The sequence below is a fragment of the Phocoenobacter uteri genome, from assembly GCF_900454895.1.
GTDB lineage: Bacteria > Pseudomonadota > Gammaproteobacteria > Enterobacterales > Pasteurellaceae > Phocoenobacter > Phocoenobacter uteri.
Map to the genome: position 1 here is coordinate 454558 of NZ_UGTA01000001.1, position 16641 is coordinate 471198.

The window sequence follows — 16641 nt, forward strand, 5'->3', positions numbered from 1 at the left end:
TTTATCTAGTGTTAGATCAAAAAACAGTGGGAATTATCCTAAAAACTCCTTTTTGAATTAGCCTATCAAAATAAATTTTAGTATAATTTTATGGTAATAAAAAAAGTTCGCATTTGCATTATGGTTTTTTCTTATCTAATTTGGAGGTCAATAAATGTCAACAAGAAAACATAATTGTTTACAAAACAATAAAAGGGGAGTAACGAAGCTTTTTTGTTATTCCCTTCTTTCTCTTTCCATTTCAAATGCTCTTGCTGAAGAGGCTACATTAGGGACAATCAATGTTATTGACTCTCCTGAAAGTGTTCAAAATCATAAAGTTGGCGAAACAGTTAAAACATCAAAAACCTTAGAAAAACAACAAGTTTCAGACACGCGTGATTTAGTAAAATATGAAACGGGTATTTCTGTGGTTGAAAAAGGACGTATGGGGGCAAGTGGTTATTCTGTTCGTGGGGTTGATGAAAACCGTGTAAATATTACGATTGATGGTTTACAACAAGCTCAAACCCTTTCATCACAAGGCTTTAAAGAGCTGTTTGAAGGTTATGGAAATTTTAACAATACACGTAATGGCATTGAAGTTGAAACGGTTAAACAAGTAAACCTAGCAAAAGGATCAGATTCAACCAAAGTGGGCAGTGGTGCATTGGGTGGTGCAGTAATTTTTAAAACTAAAGATGCACGTGATTTCTTAATTGGAAAAGATTTTTACTATAAATTTAAAGCGGGCTATGCTTCTGCAAATAATGAGGATATGTTCTCACACACTCTTGCAGGGCGTTATAAAGATTTTGATGCGTTATTGGTAAGAACTGATCGTGATGGAACGAATTTAGAAAACTTCGGTTATGATAAATTTGATGATAATGTTCAAGGACGTTCTCGCCAAAAAGCTGATCCATATACGATAGAAAAAGCCAGTACACTTATAAAATTAGGCTATAACTTAAATGAAAATAACCGCTTTACTGTAATGTATGATGATTATAAAAATCACAGTAGAGGAAATGATTTTTCTTATACGCTTGCATTGGGTAAGGGAGATACAACAGGATGGAATAAAGATACGCCTGAGACAGATTTGCGTCATACTAATGATAGTTCAAAACGTCGTAATATCGCATTTAGTTATGAAAATTATGATGAAACACCACTTTGGGATAGCTTAAAATTGACTGTTTCTAGTCAAAAAATTACTCAAAAAGCAAGAACAGATGATTATTGTGATGGTGGTGATAATTGTGTGCAGTTCCAAAATCCAGCAGGTTTGCGTTTAGAAGGAAATACTATTGTTGATAAAGATGGTAAAGCAATATCTCCGGAAGTAATTACAACGAAAAGATTATGGATTGATTGGGCTGATCCAAATGATCCAACTAATTGGATCACTAGTTCTGATATAGGATTAAAGGATAAAAATGGTAATAAATATAACGCACTTTTTGAGAAAGTATGGCAAGAAAAGAATAAAGATATTATTTTAGATTGTTCGATTTGGGACTGTAATGGTAATTTTACGTTATTTGATATAACAGAGAGGGGAGATGATAAAAGAGTTAATGGACAATTTAAAATTGATCTTAGTCACCCAAATCAATGGGTAAAATATGGAACTCAGGAAGTAGTAAATCAGGATCCACAAGATAATAATTACGCAAAATTTATAGTTTCTGATATTAGAGATAATGGAAAAAACTATAAAAAAATTAGCCATACAGGAGCAGAATTCGATCATTATTATTATACCCTCTTCCCTAAGGGTAGTGGATTTACACAAAATACTTATAAGGATCGTGATTTAAATACAGATATTAAAGACATTCGTTTAGATTTAACAAAATCTTTGTCTGTTAAAGATCTTGATTTAAATCTAGGTTATGGTGTTGCTTATAATATCAGTAAAAAAAGTATGGTTAATAGAACCGGTGTAACATCTATTAAGGAAAAATGGTATGGCTGGTTATATGATAACGATGGTAAGATTTGTTTTGGTAGTTTCTGTCCTAAATCTGAACCAGATGAAAGTTTCTTACTTCCAGTAGAAGCAAAATCAGGATCGTTATATTTTACCAATAATACTCAGGTTAATGATTGGTTAGGTTTAAATGCAAGTTATCGTTATGATCGCGTTTCTTATAAACCTGAATATATTGATGGAGTGACCCCTAAATTACCAAATGATATGCTTAGAAATATGGTGGTTAAAACTAAACAATTTATTCCAAAGCCATTACCAAAAGAACCAAAGTCTTGGGATGATGAATATTGGACAGGTGGAGCTTACAGACAAGGTGAATTTTTGAAAGAAAAATTTAACAGTAAAAAAGCAGAATATGATGCAGTTGTGAAAGCTAATGAAGATGGTCCTAAATTATTAGCAGAACAAAATATAAAAGATAATATTAACTATCTTGCATCTCAAAAACCTAAATTTAGTCATAGCAGTTATTCATTAGGAGCAACATTAGATCCACAAGATTGGTTACGTATTCAAACAAAATATTCAACTGGATTTAGAGCACCTACATCAGATGAGCTTTATTTTACATTTAAGCACCCTGATTTTACGATTTTTCCAAATACGGATCTAAAACCTGAAACAGCGAAAACTAAAGAGTTAGCCTTTACTTTTTATAAAAACAATAGCTTTATTACTTTAAGTGGGTTTAGAACCGATTATCGTCATTTTATTGATTTAGATTTTAAAGGTGATCGTGGTTATTTAAAAACAGGGTTCCAAGATTTAGCTTGTGCTGATGGACAACAAGGTTGTCATAATTATCGTACTTGGCAAAATGTAAACCAAGATAAAGCGAAAGTTGTTGGCTTTGAAATTAACACTAAATTGTTCTTAGAAGAGCTTTCAACAAAATTAAAAGGCTTTAATGTTGGGTATAAATATACACATCAGAAAGGTAAAGTAACAGGAACGGCTATTCGTCATATTGCTGGAGAAGACCAAAAAGTCAGTGTTGAGTATCCAATGAATGCGATTCAACCAAACAAACATATTGTTTCTATCGGTTATATTGATCCAAATGATAAATTTGGGTTAGATCTTTACTGGACTCATGTTTCAGCTAAAGAAGAAAAAGATACTGTTGATACATTTGATCTTGCCAAACAAAGACCAAATAAATATCTTAGTAAAGGATTTGATGTGTTTGATGTGGTTGGCTTCTATAAACCAATTAAGCATTTGACCTTACAAGCGGGTGTGTATAATTTACTTAATAAGGATTATATGACTTGGGAAAATGCTCGCTCTATTCGTACCTTTGGTACAAGTAATATGATTTGTCAGCGTGGTAATGTAAAATCTCTTGGTTGTAATGCTGCGGATCAAGGTATTGAACGTTTCCATTCTCCAGAACGAAACTTCAAACTTAACGTGCAATATGAGTTTTAATCTTTAATGAAATAATTCTATTGTGGTTAAAATAATAGAATAAAAATCAACAAAGTATGCTGAATTTATAATTAGATTCAGCATATTTTTTTCTTTTCAGAAAATGTGTAAATTCTTCACAAAAAATAACCGCTATATTTATGTTAATTCTATTTAATAAAAATAAATTTAATTACCGATAGAGAATTTCATATTTTGGTAAGCTCAAAATTCAATAATAACAGTCAATTATATTGAAATTTGCAAATTTTTTATAAAATCTTACCGCTTGTTGCTTGAATTTATAGAAAGCCCCCCCATATATCTTCCGTTACACATAAAGGTGTAAATTTTTTTAATTTTCTTTTTAGGAGTAAACGCAATGAATATTCGTCCATTACACGATAAAGTAATTTTAAAACGTGAAGAAGTTGAAACAAGATCAGCAGGTGGGATTGTTTTAACGGGTAGTGCAGCAGAAAAATCAACTCGTGGTAAAGTGATCGCTGTGGGTACAGGTCGTATTTTAGATAATGGTTCAGTTCTTCCTATGCAAGTAAAAGTGGGTGATACCGTTATTTTTAATGATGGTTATGGCTTAAAATCAGAAAAAATTGATGGCGAAGAAGTGTTAATTTTATCAGAAGATGAAATTTTAGCGATTGTAGAATAATCAATTTGTTGATGTAGAAAGAAAAACGTCGAAAAAATTAAACAGAATAGAAGGAATAAAGAAATGGCAGCAAAAGATGTAAGATTTGGTAATGATGCTCGTGTAAAAATGCTTAAAGGTGTGAACGTATTAGCAGACGCAGTGAAAGTAACCTTAGGTCCAAAAGGACGTAATGTGGTTTTAGATAAAGCATTCGGTGCACCAACAATCACAAAAGATGGCGTTTCAGTGGCTCGTGAAATCGAATTAGAAGATAAATTCGAAAATATGGGTGCTCAAATGGTTAAAGAAGTAGCATCTAAGGCAAATGATGAAGCGGGTGACGGTACAACAACGGCAACAGTTTTAGCACAAGCAATCGTAAGCGAAGGCTTAAAATCTGTGGCTGCGGGTATGAACCCAATGGATTTAAAACGTGGGATTGATAAAGCGGTCATCGCCGTAGTTGAAGAGTTAAAAAATCTGTCTAAACCTTGCGAAACCTCAAAAGAAATTGAGCAAGTTGGAACAATTTCAGCAAACTCTGATTCAACAGTGGGTCAGTTAATTGCACAAGCAATGGAAAAAGTAGGTAAAGAAGGCGTAATTACCGTTGAAGATGGTTCAGGTTTAGAAGATGAACTTGCAGTGGTTGAAGGTATGCAATTTGATCGTGGTTACTTATCGCCATATTTCATCAATAAACCAGACGCTGGCACGGTTGAATTAGAAAATCCATTTATTCTTTTAGTGGATAAAAAAGTATCAAATATCCGTGAATTATTACCAACATTAGAAGCAGTAGCAAAAGTAAATAAACCATTGTTAATCATTGCAGAAGATCTTGAAGGCGAAGCGTTAGCAACATTAGTTGTGAATAATATGCGTGGTATCGTGAAAGTGGCAGCTGTTAAAGCACCAGGTTTTGGTGACCGTCGTAAAGCAATGTTACAAGATATCGCTATTCTAACTGCGGGTACTGTGATTTCAGAAGAAATCGGTATGGAATTAGAAAAAGCAGGTCTTGAAGAGTTAGGGCAAGCGAAACGTGTTGTGATCAGCAAAGACAATACCACTATCATTGACGGTATTGGCGATGAAGAGCAAATCAAAGGTCGTGTAGCACAAATTCGTCAGCAAATTGAAGAATCAACCTCTGATTATGACAAAGAAAAATTACAAGAGCGTGTGGCTAAATTAGCAGGTGGCGTGGCTGTAATCAAAGTAGGTGCAGCGACAGAAGTTGAAATGAAAGAGAAAAAAGACCGTGTTGATGATGCACTTCACGCAACGCGTGCTGCGGTTGAAGAAGGTATCGTTGCAGGTGGTGGCGTGGCGTTAGTGCGTGCGGCATCAAAAGTAGCAGAAACCTTAAAAGGCGATAATGAAGAACAAAATGTGGGTATCAAACTTGCATTGCGTGCAATGGAAGCACCACTTCGTCAAATCGTTGAAAATGCAGGCGAAGAAGCGTCAGTTGTGGCTCGTAATGTAAAAGACGGATCTGGTAACTTCGGTTATAACGCAAGCACTGAAAGCTACGGCGATATGTTAGAAATGGGTATCTTAGATCCAACCAAAGTAACCCGTAGTGCATTACAATTCGCTGCATCAATCGCAGGTTTAATGATTACCACTGAATGTATGGTGACAGACCTTCCAAAATCTGAAAATGCTGATTTAGGTGCCGCTGGAATGGGGGGTATGGGAGGAATGGGCGGAATGATGTAATCATTTCTGCTGATTCTTTTTGAAGCATTTAAAAACCCACTAATTTTAGTGGGTTTTTTTCTTGTAGTTAAATAAATAATCTTTTGTTTGTTGTCGTTAACGTTTATTGGATTTTTGAAAGTAGTTTAGGATTTTTAACCAAATTTCTTACTCCGTGAGCGTGATCTTCGCCAAATACATTCCCTTTACACCATTGTCCAACTGTTTGAATATTTACTTTTGCCACTTTTGGACGCACACTCCACGAAACTTGGAATGGAGAGCCTTTTTCATTATATCCAGGCCCAGTGGTTGAACCATTATATTGCACTGGCTCACCTGTATTTGTTGGAATATTTAAGGCTTGTTGATAGCCATTTTTAATGCCATATTGAGATAATTTAGTAAAGTCGAGAGCTTTATCGTCATTGACGAGTACATAAACTTGCGTTTCAACACGCAATTGAGGATTCTTAATTGAATCGCTTAAACAAGCACCTAATGTTTTTCCAGGTTTTACATCAGTACTAGAATAAACATAATGCACTTCAATTGTATCGCCAGAAGATAATGCACCATGTTTACTTGGGCAAATATTTTGTGAGACTGGTGCTAATTCTTTTTGTGAAAGTGTGCCACTGTATTTATAACCACTTTGGTAGCCTTTTCCATCGCCATTTCCTGCAAATAAAGAGAAATCTTTTGCTTTATGTTCTGCATTTTTATGAAAGTGTATATTACACAAATTCATTTGCGTGGATGCAGGTGCTTGTCCAAAAATAATGGTATTTTGCCCTTCTTTATTGTCTATATCTCTTGGAGACTGAGGGCCAACACCCTGATTTTTAGTATTGTTAGCCAACGCTTGACGTTGAGCACTAATAATATTATCTGTCACTGTTTTATGTTTGTTATGGGCATCCTGATTGTGGGGGACACAAGCTGATAATAGAACAACGGCAGAGAGGGCGAAAGGGAGTGTTTGATTCATAGCATTTACCTTGTATATTTTTATGTAACATAAAGTGAAGGTGTTCACCTTACTTTTCAGAGCATACCTTATTGCTCTATTTTTAACAAGTTTTCACAAAAATTGAGCAATTTCCTCGTTTAGAAACAGCCATATTAGATATAGATTGAGGTAATATTTTACTCTTATAATAGGGAAGAATAGTCCATTTAATAATCCAATTATGGATAGTATTTTATATCTATCTAGATTTTGTATAAAAATCACTTGAAAGTGTCGGCTTTTTATTTAAAAAAAAGTAAATTTAAGCTATCCTATCGGGTAATTTTTTCTATTAAATTTAAAGGTCACAAAATCATTATGCAACAACAATATAATCCAAAAGAAATTGAGAAGAGTGTTCAGCATTACTGGGCAGAAAATAAAGTATTTAAAGCAGTGAAAGACGCGTCAAGAGAGAAATATTATTGTCTTTCAATGTTCCCTTATCCATCTGGTCGTTTACATATGGGACACGTGCGTAACTATACGATTGGCGATGTAGTTTCTCGTTATCAACGTATGAATGGTAAAAACGTGTTACAGCCTATCGGTTGGGACGCATTTGGTTTACCAGCAGAAGGTGCGGCGATCAAAAATAAAACCGCCCCAGCAGCGTGGACTTACGATAATATCGAATATATGAAAAACCAACTGAAAATGTTAGGTTTTGGTTATGATTGGGATCGTGAGATTGCAACTTGTCGTCCTGAATATTATAAATGGGAACAGTGGTTCTTCACAGAATTATACAAAAAAGGCTTAGTTTACAAAAAGACTTCAACGGTAAACTGGTGTCCGAATGATGAAACCGTACTTGCAAATGAGCAAGTTCACGAAGGTTGTTGTTGGCGTTGTGATAGCCCTGTGGAACAAAAAGAAATTCCACAATGGTTCATCAAAATTACTGATTATGCAGAGCAATTATTGGGCGGATTAGATAATCTTCCACAATGGCCAGATATGGTTAAAACAATGCAACGCAACTGGATTGGTCGCAGTGAAGGGGTAGAAATTACCTTTGCGATTAAAGACAGTGAAGAGAAATTGCCTGTTTACACCACTCGCCCAGATACCTTCTTTGGTGTGAGCTATGTTGCGGTGGCAGCAGCACACCCATTAGTGCAACAAGCGGTCAAAAATAATCCAAAACTTGCAAGTTTTGTGAATGAAATCAAAAATACCAAAGTGGCAGAAGCCGAACTTGCGACAATGGAGAAAAAAGGAATGGCAACAGGCTTGTTTGCTATCCACCCATTAACAGGCAAAGAAGTGCCAATTTGGGTCGCAAACTTTGTGTTAATGCACTACGGAACAGGGGCGGTAATGGCTGTGCCTGCACACGATCAACGTGATTTTGAATTTGCAAAAAAATACGATTTGCAAATTAACCAAGTAATTGCACCGCTTGATGATGCAACTGAAATTGATTTAAGCAAGGCTGCTTTTGTTGAACACGGTAAATTAGTGAACTCAGGCGAGTTTGATGGCTTAGATTTTGACGGTGCATTTAATGGCATTGCGGATAAATTAGAAAGTTTAGGTTGTGGTAAACGTCAAGTAAATTATCGCTTACGTGATTGGGGTGTTTCTCGTCAACGTTATTGGGGTGCCCCAATTCCAATGGCGACTTTAGAAAATGGTGAAACGATTACCGTACCAATGGGTGATCTTCCTGTTGTTTTACCAGAAGACGTGGTAATGGACGGTGTGAAAAGTCCAATTAAAGCGGATCCTGAATGGGCAAAAACCACCATTAACGGACAGCCTGCAACGCGTGAAACTGATACGTTTGATACCTTTATGGAATCATCTTGGTACTACGCACGTTACACAACACCACAATGCAATACCGCAATGTTAGATGCTGATGAAGCAGATTACTGGTTACCAGTGGATCAATATATCGGCGGAATTGAACACGCTACAATGCACTTATTATACTTCCGTTTCTTCCATAAATTATTGCGTGATGCAGGCTTTGTAACTAGTGATGAGCCAGCAGAAAAATTATTATGTCAAGGAATGGTGTTAGCAGACGCATTCTATTACACAGGCGATAATAACGAGCGTATTTGGGTATCACCAACCGAAGTGACGATTGAGCGTGATGAAAAAGGTCGTATTACCAAAGCCGTTGATAAAGAAGGGCGTGAGTTGGTGCATACTGGTATGACCAAAATGTCAAAATCAAAAAATAATGGTATTGATCCACAAGAAATGGTGGAAAAATACGGTGCGGATACGGTGCGTCTATTTATGATGTTCGCAGCACCTGCTGAAATGACATTAGAATGGCAAGAGTCTGGTGTAGAAGGTGCAAAACGTTTCTTAGGTCGTGTATGGAATTTAGTGTTTGATTATCAACAATCACCTGCAACGGTTGCATTAGATCCTTCTGCGTTCAATGCGGATCAAAAAGCATTACGTCGTGAAGTGCATAAAACTATCGCCAAAGTGAGTGATGATATTGGTCGTCGTCAAACATTCAATACCGCTATCGCAGCAGTAATGGAGTTGATGAACAAATTAACCAAAGCACCACTTGAAAATGATCAAGACAAAGCGATTATGGGCGAAGCGTTAAGTGCGGTTGTGCGTATGCTTTATCCAATCACACCACATATCTGTTTTGAATTGTGGAAAGTGTTAGGCAATGAAACCAATATTGACAATGCCGAATGGGTCACTTTTGATGAAGCTGCAATGGTTGAAGATGAAAAACTGATTGTGGTTCAAGTAAACGGTAAAGTGCGTGGTAAAGTAACCGTTGCCGCAGACGCTGATGAAGAAACCGTTAAAGAGCTTGGCTTAAATGATGAAAATGTGAAACGTTTTACCGACGGAATGAACATTGTCAAAGTGATTTATGTGAAAGGTAAATTATTAAATGTGGTTGTAAAACCATAAAATAATTTTGTAAGTTGATGACGGCAGGGCTTGCCCTGTCGCTACATTATGGATTTAAAATAGGTAAGATTATGTATAAAAAACTTTCGCTTATCGTTGTACTTTTTATGACAACAATGCTCACTGCTTGTGGCTGGCATTTTAAAAATGCTGAAATTTTGCCTAAAACATTGCAAACACTAACCTTTGAAACGAGTGAGCCTTACAGTGATATGTCACGAACATTGCGTAATGAATTATTACTTAATAATATTACGTTGGTTCAAGATAAAAAAGATATTGCCGTGTTGCGTTTGAATAACACATCCAATTCATCACAAGTTGCGTCAGTATTTAAAAATGCACGTGGAGCGGAGAAAATTTTAAGTGTAAAAGTAACCGCAAGTTTAACATTACCAAATAAGAGCGGAAGTTATCCGATTGAAGTGGTGGTGCATCGCACTTTCTTTGATGACTCTCGTGCCGCATTAGCAAAATCATCAGAAAAAGAAATGATGGTAGCGGATATGTATCGCCAAGCTTCTCGCCGTATCATTATTAAAATGATTGCTTTACATAAAAGTATTAAATAAGTTTAAATTATGCAAAAAATTTATCCTGAAACAGTAAAAATAAGCTTGGAAAAAGGATTACAAAGTGCTTATTTTTTAGTAGGTAATGATTTGTTATTGGTTAATGAAACCAAAGATCTTATTGTGCAAACAGCACGGGATCAAGACTTTGATGAAAAAGTAGAAATCACGGTTGCCAATGATACCAATTGGGATAATTTATTTGAGCAAATACAATCAACAGGGTTATTTTTTAGCCGTCAAATTATTATTTTAAATCTACCAGAAAATATCAATATTGCTTATCAAAAGCAGTTACAACAACTCGCTGAGTTTGTTCATTCTGATATTTTGCTGATTTTTCATCTACCAAAATTTAATAAAACCATTGAAAAACAAAAGTGGGTAAGTGTATTTAATGGCATACAAATTAACTGTCAAACGCCAGATCAAAACAAGTTAGCAGGATGGATTTATCATCGTAGTCAGACGATGAATTTAGTGTTAGACAATGAGGCAACACAGCTTTTATGTTACAGCTATGAAGGGAATTTATTGGCTTTGAAACAGGCTTTACAATTATTAGAATTGCGTTTTTCAGGCAAAACAATAGATGTAAAAAAAGTTAATCAGATTATTGAACAGTCTTCACAATTTACCCCTTTTCAATGGATAGACGCTTTGCTTGAAGGCAAAATAAAACGTGCGATTCGCATTTTATCTTATCTTAAAAATGAAGATACTCAACCAGTTGTTTTATTAAGAATTATTCAAAAAGAATTATTTACTTTGATGGAATTGAGTTGTAATAATTTGCAAAATTTCGATAAAAATAGACCGCTTATCCATCAAAATTTACGTGTAGAATTTGACCGCTTAAAAGTGTGGCAAAACAAGCGAGGCTTATACCAAAATATAATGAACCGCTTGAATTATCAACAACTTTTCCAATTATGCCAAACCCTTGCTGAGCTTGAACGATTGGTTAAAAAAGAGTTTAGCGATGAAATTTGGTTTGAGTTGGAACGTTTTTGTCTTAAATTCAAATAAGGAATAAAAAATGAAAAAACTATTTTTAAGTAGCTTAATTATGTCAACATTATTACTGGTAGGGTGTAATGATGATAAAGCAGAGCAAAAGATTCAGCAGTTAGAAGCTCAAGTTAAACAGTTAACGCAAGAGCAGATGGTAAAAGTAGAAGATAAAGTCGTTTTGTTTCAAAAGCAAGATGAAACATACCCTGTTGAGTTTTCTATTACAACATTAAAAACAAACAAAGAATGGCTGAATTCATTATTGGTTGAGCAATTATTAGTCAAGCAAATGGAGTCTAAACAAGAGCTGAAAATAGAAAATCCAAAAGCTGAATTGATTAAAATTATGGAACAAAAATACCAAAATGAAATGAATGAAGCGAAGGAACTGTTTGCGGATCAACCAAAAGAAAAAATTAGTGGGACGTATTTTAGTGCGGTCGATCACACAAATATGGATTATGTAGGGCAGAAAGAGAATATTGCAACTTTTACACAATCTTATTATAGCTACATCGGTGGTGCACATGGTATGTATCATACAAATTATATTAACGTAGATTTAAATAAACAGAAGATGTTAACGTTGGATGATTTGTTTAGCCAAGAAAATCAAGCAAAATTAAAAGAGATGTTATGGCAACGCTATGAGCCACAGTATAATTCTGCTGATGGAAATATGGGCTTTTTCTTTAAGAGCAAACAGAAGCTTTATCTACCAGCTGATTTCTATTTTTCAGCGGTAGGGATCAATTTTGTTTATCCCGTGTATGAAATTGGTGCTTATGCTGATGGGCAAAAAGAGTTAATGCTTTACTGGCAAGAGATTGAAGAGTTGATTAAACCAGAATATCGTTTTAGTAAGCCAGTGATCAGTGAATAAATTATTTGGGGTGTAAATTAAACGCCCCAATTTTTATCTTTTATCCCTTTATTTCCCATTTTCCAATCTGTTTTACATAATCACTTTTTAAACTTAATAATGGTAATTTAGAATTCTCAAAATGACGAACTAATTGATGTTGCATCAAATTTAAGGTATCTAATCCTGCTAATGTATTCGGCGTATGTTTTTGTGCAAAACAAACAAGTTGTGATAAAGCAAGGCTTGATTCAATACTTGAACTGATCACAACTTGTAATCCTTGTTTGTGGGCTTGTTCAATAAGTTTTTGGCATTTTTCAAGTGACCCAGTTAGGGTAGGCTTAATAATATAAGCGGTCATATTTTGGATGTTTTTTGCAAAAAAATTACTTTCTCGTAAACTTTCATCAAAAGCAATAGGGATCAAAAATTGTTGAGCAAAGATGCTTGATTGTTCGGGGGTTGCACAAGGTTCTTCAATAAAATCAAATTTTAAGCGGTCATTTTTTGTAAATCTTTTACCAAATTCGACCGCTTGTTGCCAGTTCCACTGACGATTTGCGTCAAGACGTAATTTTAAATTTGGAATGTTATTAAAGAGATATTTTATTTTTTCGACCTCTTTTTCTAATGATTCTATTCCCACTTTAAACTTACCAATTTTTATTGGCATTTTTTCAAGCTCAGTTTTAAAAATAGCGAGATCACCTTTAAATAATGGGACGCTGGAAAGTTTTTTAGCTGATTGGAGCTCTCCTTTTAATTCAGCTAATGCACAGCTTAGTCCAAATGCAACGCTGGGATATAAGTTATCTAGTAAAATATCATCTAAATTGCAGGATTGATTTAATAGCTCTTTAATTTGTCTTTCTGATTGTTCAAGTGTTTCATCGCTAAAGAAGGGAAGGGGAGCGATTTCTCCATAGCCAACTATTCCATTATATTTAAGTTCAATAATGAGACCTTGACGATAATGGAGCTGATGTCCTCTTAGAATTAGGTTTGTTTGAATAGGTAACTGATAATGGTAAAGCGTTGATATCATTGTATTATCTTATTTTTTATCAAGTTTTAGATATGAGAATGGTAATGTAACAAATTTTGATGTTTTATCCTATAAAAATTTGTTTGATATAGTATGAATCGAAATAAAAACGCCCTTTTCTTTTAAATAGAAAAGGGCGTGTTATTAGAGATGAAAATTATTTTTCAATATCAAATTGTACTTCATCAACAAGTTGTAATGCTTGTTTGTAATGTTCAGCAATTTTTTCTAATTGTAATTGATCTGGTGTAAACTCTCCCCAGCTTGCTACAAGTTCAGAACGTTCAACACCGTTTTTAACTGGGAATTCGTGGTTTAATTCAGCATAAAGTTTTTGTGCTTTATCGCCAGTTAAGTATTCCATCAACTTAATTGCATTTTCTTTATTTGGTGCATATTTAGAAAGTGCCATACCACTGATGTTTAAGTGAGCACCATTTTTACCTTTAGGGAAGTTGATAATTGCTTTTTCTGCTAATGGTTTTTGCTCTGGATCAGTTAGCATTTTACCAAAGTAATAGCTATTCGCTAATGCGTAATCACATTCGCCTGATGCAATACCTTTAATTTGAGCACGGTCATTACCTTGTGGTTTACGAGCTAAATTTGCTTTCAACCCTTTTAAGAAATCACGAGTTTGATCTACACCATAATGCTCAATTAAAGAAGCGAATAATGATACATTGTATGGGTGTTTACCTGAACGGATACAAATTTTACCTTTGTATTCTGGTTTTGCTAAATCAATATAATCAAAGTCAGCTGGTAATTTTCCTACACGATCTTTTGAGGTGTAAACCGCTCTTGAACGCGTTGTTAATGCAAACCAGTCTCCATCAGAATCACGGAATTGCATTGGGATATTTTGTTCTAATACATCAGATTTTACTTTTTGAGTAAAATTAGAATCAACTAATTCCATTACACGAGAAATATCTACGGTTAATAGCACATCAGCAGGGCTTAATTCTCCTTCTTCTTGAATACGTTTAATTAAACCTTTATCAGCAAAAAGGACATTGACTTTAATGCCTGTATCTTTTTCAAACTGTTCTAACATTGGGTTAATTAAATGAGGTTGACGATAAGAATAAACGTTAACTTCATTTTTAGCAAAAGCGGTTGTTGATAGAACAAGAGGAAGTGTTAAAGCACAAGTTGATAAAATTTTTTTCATCATATTTTCCTTAAATTTGAGAGTGAAAAAATAAACAATCCATAGAGAAATGGATAGGTAGCTAATAGTAATTTAGGAAAACAAAGATGTCAATAAGAATTGTTATCAATAAGAAGCGGGATAATTGGTCTAATGTGTTTACTCTTTAATGATAATTCTCATTGAGGTGTTTTAAAATAGCCTATTGTTTATATAAAACTTTGGGGGATTATTTTGCTTTTTTATTGGCTTTATTTAAATACGAAATTGATATTAAACTAAAAGGGCTGATATCCGTGAAATACGGTAATCAGCCCTTTATAAATAATCTAATGTGAAACTAATCTTTACCAACGTGAAGAATTGCAAGGAATGCTTCTTGTGGTAATTCAACATTACCCACAGATTTCATTCGTTTTTTACCTTCTTTTTGTTTCTGCAATAGTTTTTTCTTACGGCTTACATCACCACCATAACATTTTGCTAATACGTTTTTACGCAATTGTTTAACCGTTGAACGAGCAATGATTTGGTTACCAATCGCAGCTTGAATAGCAATATCAAATTGTTGTCTAGGAATCAGCTCTTTCATTTTTTGTACTAATTCACGACCACGGAAAGCAGCATTACTTCTATGAATAATCAAGGCTAGGGCATCAACACGCTCTCCATTGATCATCACATCCACACGTACCATATCATCGACTTGGAATTTCTTGAAATTATAATCCAATGATGCATAACCACGAGAAGTCGATTTAATTTTATCAAAGAAGTCTAATACTACCTCACCCATTGGGATCTCATAGGTTAAAGCAACTTGATTACCGTGATAAACCATATTGGTTTGCACACCACGTTTTTCAATACAAAGTGTAATCACATTACCTAAATATTCTTGTGGCACAAGGATATTACATTCTGCAATCGGCTCACGAATTTCCGCAATATTATTTAATGGCGGTAACTTCGCTGGGCTATCCACATATTCAACACCACCATTATTTAGTGCTACTTCATAAACCACGGTTGGGGCGGTTGTGATTAAGTCTAAATCATATTCACGCTCTAAACGTTCTTGGATAATTTCCATATGCAATAAGCCAAGGAAACCACAACGGAATCCAAAGCCAAGTGCTGATGAGGTTTCTGGTTCATAGAATAATGACGCGTCATTTAGGCTTAATTTACCCAGTGCGTCACGGAATGATTCATAATCATCAGAACTCACAGGGAATAAACCCGCATAAACTTGTGGTTTTACTTTTTGAAAACCTGGTAAAACATTGGCGGCAGCATTATGCTGATGAGTGATGGTATCCCCAACTGGTGCACCTAAGATGTCTTTGATACCACAAACAACCCAGCCCACTTCGCCACAATGTAATACATCTGTATCGGTTTGTTTTGGCGTGAAAATCCCTAAACGATCAATATTATAATTGATACCGGTACTCATCATTTTGATTTTATCATTTTTACGTAACGTACCATTTTTAATACGCACCAATGACACAATGCCTAAATAATTATCAAACCAAGAGTCAATAATTAAGGCTTGTAATTTTTCATTAGGATCGCCTTCTGGTGTTGGCATTTTAGTGACAATTTCTTCTAAAACATCTTCAATTCCCACGCCTGTTTTTGCTGAACAGCGAACAGCCTCAATCGCCTCAATACCAACAATGTCTTCAATTTCTTCTGCGACACGTTCTGGCTCAGCTGCTGGTAAGTCAATTTTATTTAAAATCGGCACAACTTCCAAATCCATACCCAAAGCGGTATAACAGTTTGCGAGGGTTTGAGCTTCAACGCCTTGTCCTGCATCAACAACTAATAATGCACCTTCACAAGCCGCAAGAGAACGTGATACTTCATAAGAGAAATCCACGTGTCCCGGTGTATCGATAAAGTTTAATTGGTAAGTTTCACCGTCTTTAGCTTTGTAATTTAAGGTGACACTTTGTGCTTTAATTGTAATGCCTCGCTCACGTTCTAGCTCCATCGAATCTAAAACTTGCTCAGCCATTTCACGATCTGTTAAACCACCACAGGTTTGAATTAGACGATCAGAAAGGGTTGATTTTCCGTGATCGATATGTGCGATGATTGAAAAGTTACGAATATTTTTCATTTCCATTTTATATGTCCATTTTCTATTTTTTATAAGGAATGCTATTTTTAAGAAATATTTTCCTGTAATTAGTTTGTAAATGTATAACCGATGAATTTTACCTGAAATTAACAAAAATTGAAAAGAAAAGCGGTCGGATTTAGATCAAAATTTGCAAAAAAGTAAAAATAGAAATAAAAATAG

Annotated in this window: 11 protein-coding genes; 7 read left to right on the top strand and 4 right to left on the bottom strand. The window is 34.9% G+C overall.

Annotated features, from left to right (window positions below; genetic code table 11):
* Nucleotides 1–154 precede the first annotated feature (154 nt).
* The 3 genes from DYE60_RS10180 to groL all read left to right on the top strand — a co-directional run bounded on the left by DYE60_RS10180 (nucleotide 155) and on the right by groL (nucleotide 5774).
* Entirely contained in the window at nucleotides 155–3412 is a 3258-nt protein-coding gene (locus DYE60_RS10180) for a TonB-dependent receptor domain-containing protein (RefSeq protein ID WP_172460348.1), read from the top strand.
* Between the two features lie 361 nt (nucleotides 3413–3773).
* Nucleotides 3774–4064, top strand: coding sequence for a co-chaperone GroES (locus DYE60_RS02005; RefSeq protein ID WP_115314969.1), 291 nt, complete (start codon nucleotides 3774–3776; stop codon nucleotides 4062–4064).
* A gap of 63 nt (nucleotides 4065–4127) precedes the next feature.
* On the top strand, nucleotides 4128–5774 hold the full coding sequence (groL, locus tag DYE60_RS02010) for a chaperonin GroEL (RefSeq protein ID WP_115314970.1): 1647 nt from the start codon (nucleotides 4128–4130) through the stop codon (nucleotides 5772–5774).
* Nucleotides 5775–5877: 103 nt separating this feature from the next.
* On the opposite strand, the gene DYE60_RS02015 is transcribed toward groL, so the two are convergent.
* Nucleotides 5878–6744: a delta-class carbonic anhydrase gene (locus tag DYE60_RS02015; protein WP_115314971.1), complete on the bottom strand. Its 867-nt coding sequence runs from the start codon at nucleotides 6742–6744 to the stop codon at nucleotides 5878–5880.
* Nucleotides 6745–7083: 339 nt separating this feature from the next.
* Here DYE60_RS02015 and leuS point away from each other — a divergent pair, with 339 nt between their 5' ends.
* The 4 genes from leuS (at nucleotide 7084) to DYE60_RS02035 (ending at nucleotide 12141) form a co-directional block, all read left to right on the top strand.
* A complete protein-coding gene (leuS, locus tag DYE60_RS02020) occupies nucleotides 7084–9672 on the top strand; it encodes a leucine--tRNA ligase (protein ID WP_115314972.1) in 2589 nt (862 codons plus the stop codon).
* Nucleotides 9673–9743: 71 nt separating this feature from the next.
* Entirely contained in the window at nucleotides 9744–10244 is a 501-nt protein-coding gene (locus tag DYE60_RS02025; protein WP_115314973.1) for an LPS-assembly lipoprotein LptE, read from the top strand.
* Nucleotides 10245–10253: 9 nt separating this feature from the next.
* On the top strand, nucleotides 10254–11273 hold the full coding sequence (gene holA / locus DYE60_RS02030; RefSeq protein WP_115314974.1) for a DNA polymerase III subunit delta: 1020 nt from the start codon (nucleotides 10254–10256) through the stop codon (nucleotides 11271–11273).
* Nucleotides 11274–11283: 10 nt separating this feature from the next.
* Entirely contained in the window at nucleotides 11284–12141 is an 858-nt protein-coding gene (locus tag DYE60_RS02035; protein WP_115314975.1) for an RsiV family protein, read from the top strand.
* Nucleotides 12142–12181: 40 nt separating this feature from the next.
* On the opposite strand, the gene menC is transcribed toward DYE60_RS02035, so the two are convergent.
* The 3 genes from menC to lepA form a co-directional block, all read right to left on the bottom strand.
* On the bottom strand, nucleotides 12182–13168 hold the full coding sequence (gene menC, locus DYE60_RS02040) for an o-succinylbenzoate synthase (protein ID WP_115314976.1): 987 nt from the start codon (nucleotides 13166–13168) through the stop codon (nucleotides 12182–12184).
* A 157-nt stretch (nucleotides 13169–13325) separates the two neighbouring features.
* Nucleotides 13326–14345: a Fe(3+) ABC transporter substrate-binding protein gene (locus DYE60_RS02045; protein WP_115314977.1), complete on the bottom strand. Its 1020-nt coding sequence runs from the start codon at nucleotides 14343–14345 to the stop codon at nucleotides 13326–13328.
* A gap of 319 nt (nucleotides 14346–14664) precedes the next feature.
* Complete coding sequence (lepA, locus tag DYE60_RS02050; RefSeq protein ID WP_115316409.1) at nucleotides 14665–16458, bottom strand: translation elongation factor 4; 1794 nt, start codon at nucleotides 16456–16458, stop codon at nucleotides 14665–14667.
* Nucleotides 16459–16641: the final 183 nt, after the last annotated feature.

Coding starts and splice junctions, on each gene's coding strand:
- DYE60_RS10180 (WP_172460348.1), top strand. CDS start 155: ATGTCAACAAGAAAACATAATTGTTTACAAAACAATAAAAGGGGAGTA.
- DYE60_RS02035 (WP_115314975.1), top strand. CDS start 11,284: ATGAAAAAACTATTTTTAAGTAGCTTAATTATGTCAACATTATTACTG.
- holA (WP_115314974.1), top strand. CDS start 10,254: ATGCAAAAAATTTATCCTGAAACAGTAAAAATAAGCTTGGAAAAAGGA.
- menC (WP_115314976.1), bottom strand. CDS start 13,168: ATGATATCAACGCTTTACCATTATCAGTTACCTATTCAAACAAACCTA.
- DYE60_RS02045 (WP_115314977.1), bottom strand. CDS start 14,345: ATGAAAAAAATTTTATCAACTTGTGCTTTAACACTTCCTCTTGTTCTA.
- DYE60_RS02015 (WP_115314971.1), bottom strand. CDS start 6,744: ATGAATCAAACACTCCCTTTCGCCCTCTCTGCCGTTGTTCTATTATCA.
- DYE60_RS02025 (WP_115314973.1), top strand. CDS start 9,744: ATGTATAAAAAACTTTCGCTTATCGTTGTACTTTTTATGACAACAATG.
- DYE60_RS02005 (WP_115314969.1), top strand. CDS start 3,774: ATGAATATTCGTCCATTACACGATAAAGTAATTTTAAAACGTGAAGAA.
- groL (WP_115314970.1), top strand. CDS start 4,128: ATGGCAGCAAAAGATGTAAGATTTGGTAATGATGCTCGTGTAAAAATG.
- lepA (WP_115316409.1), bottom strand. CDS start 16,458: ATGAAAAATATTCGTAACTTTTCAATCATCGCACATATCGATCACGGA.
- leuS (WP_115314972.1), top strand. CDS start 7,084: ATGCAACAACAATATAATCCAAAAGAAATTGAGAAGAGTGTTCAGCAT.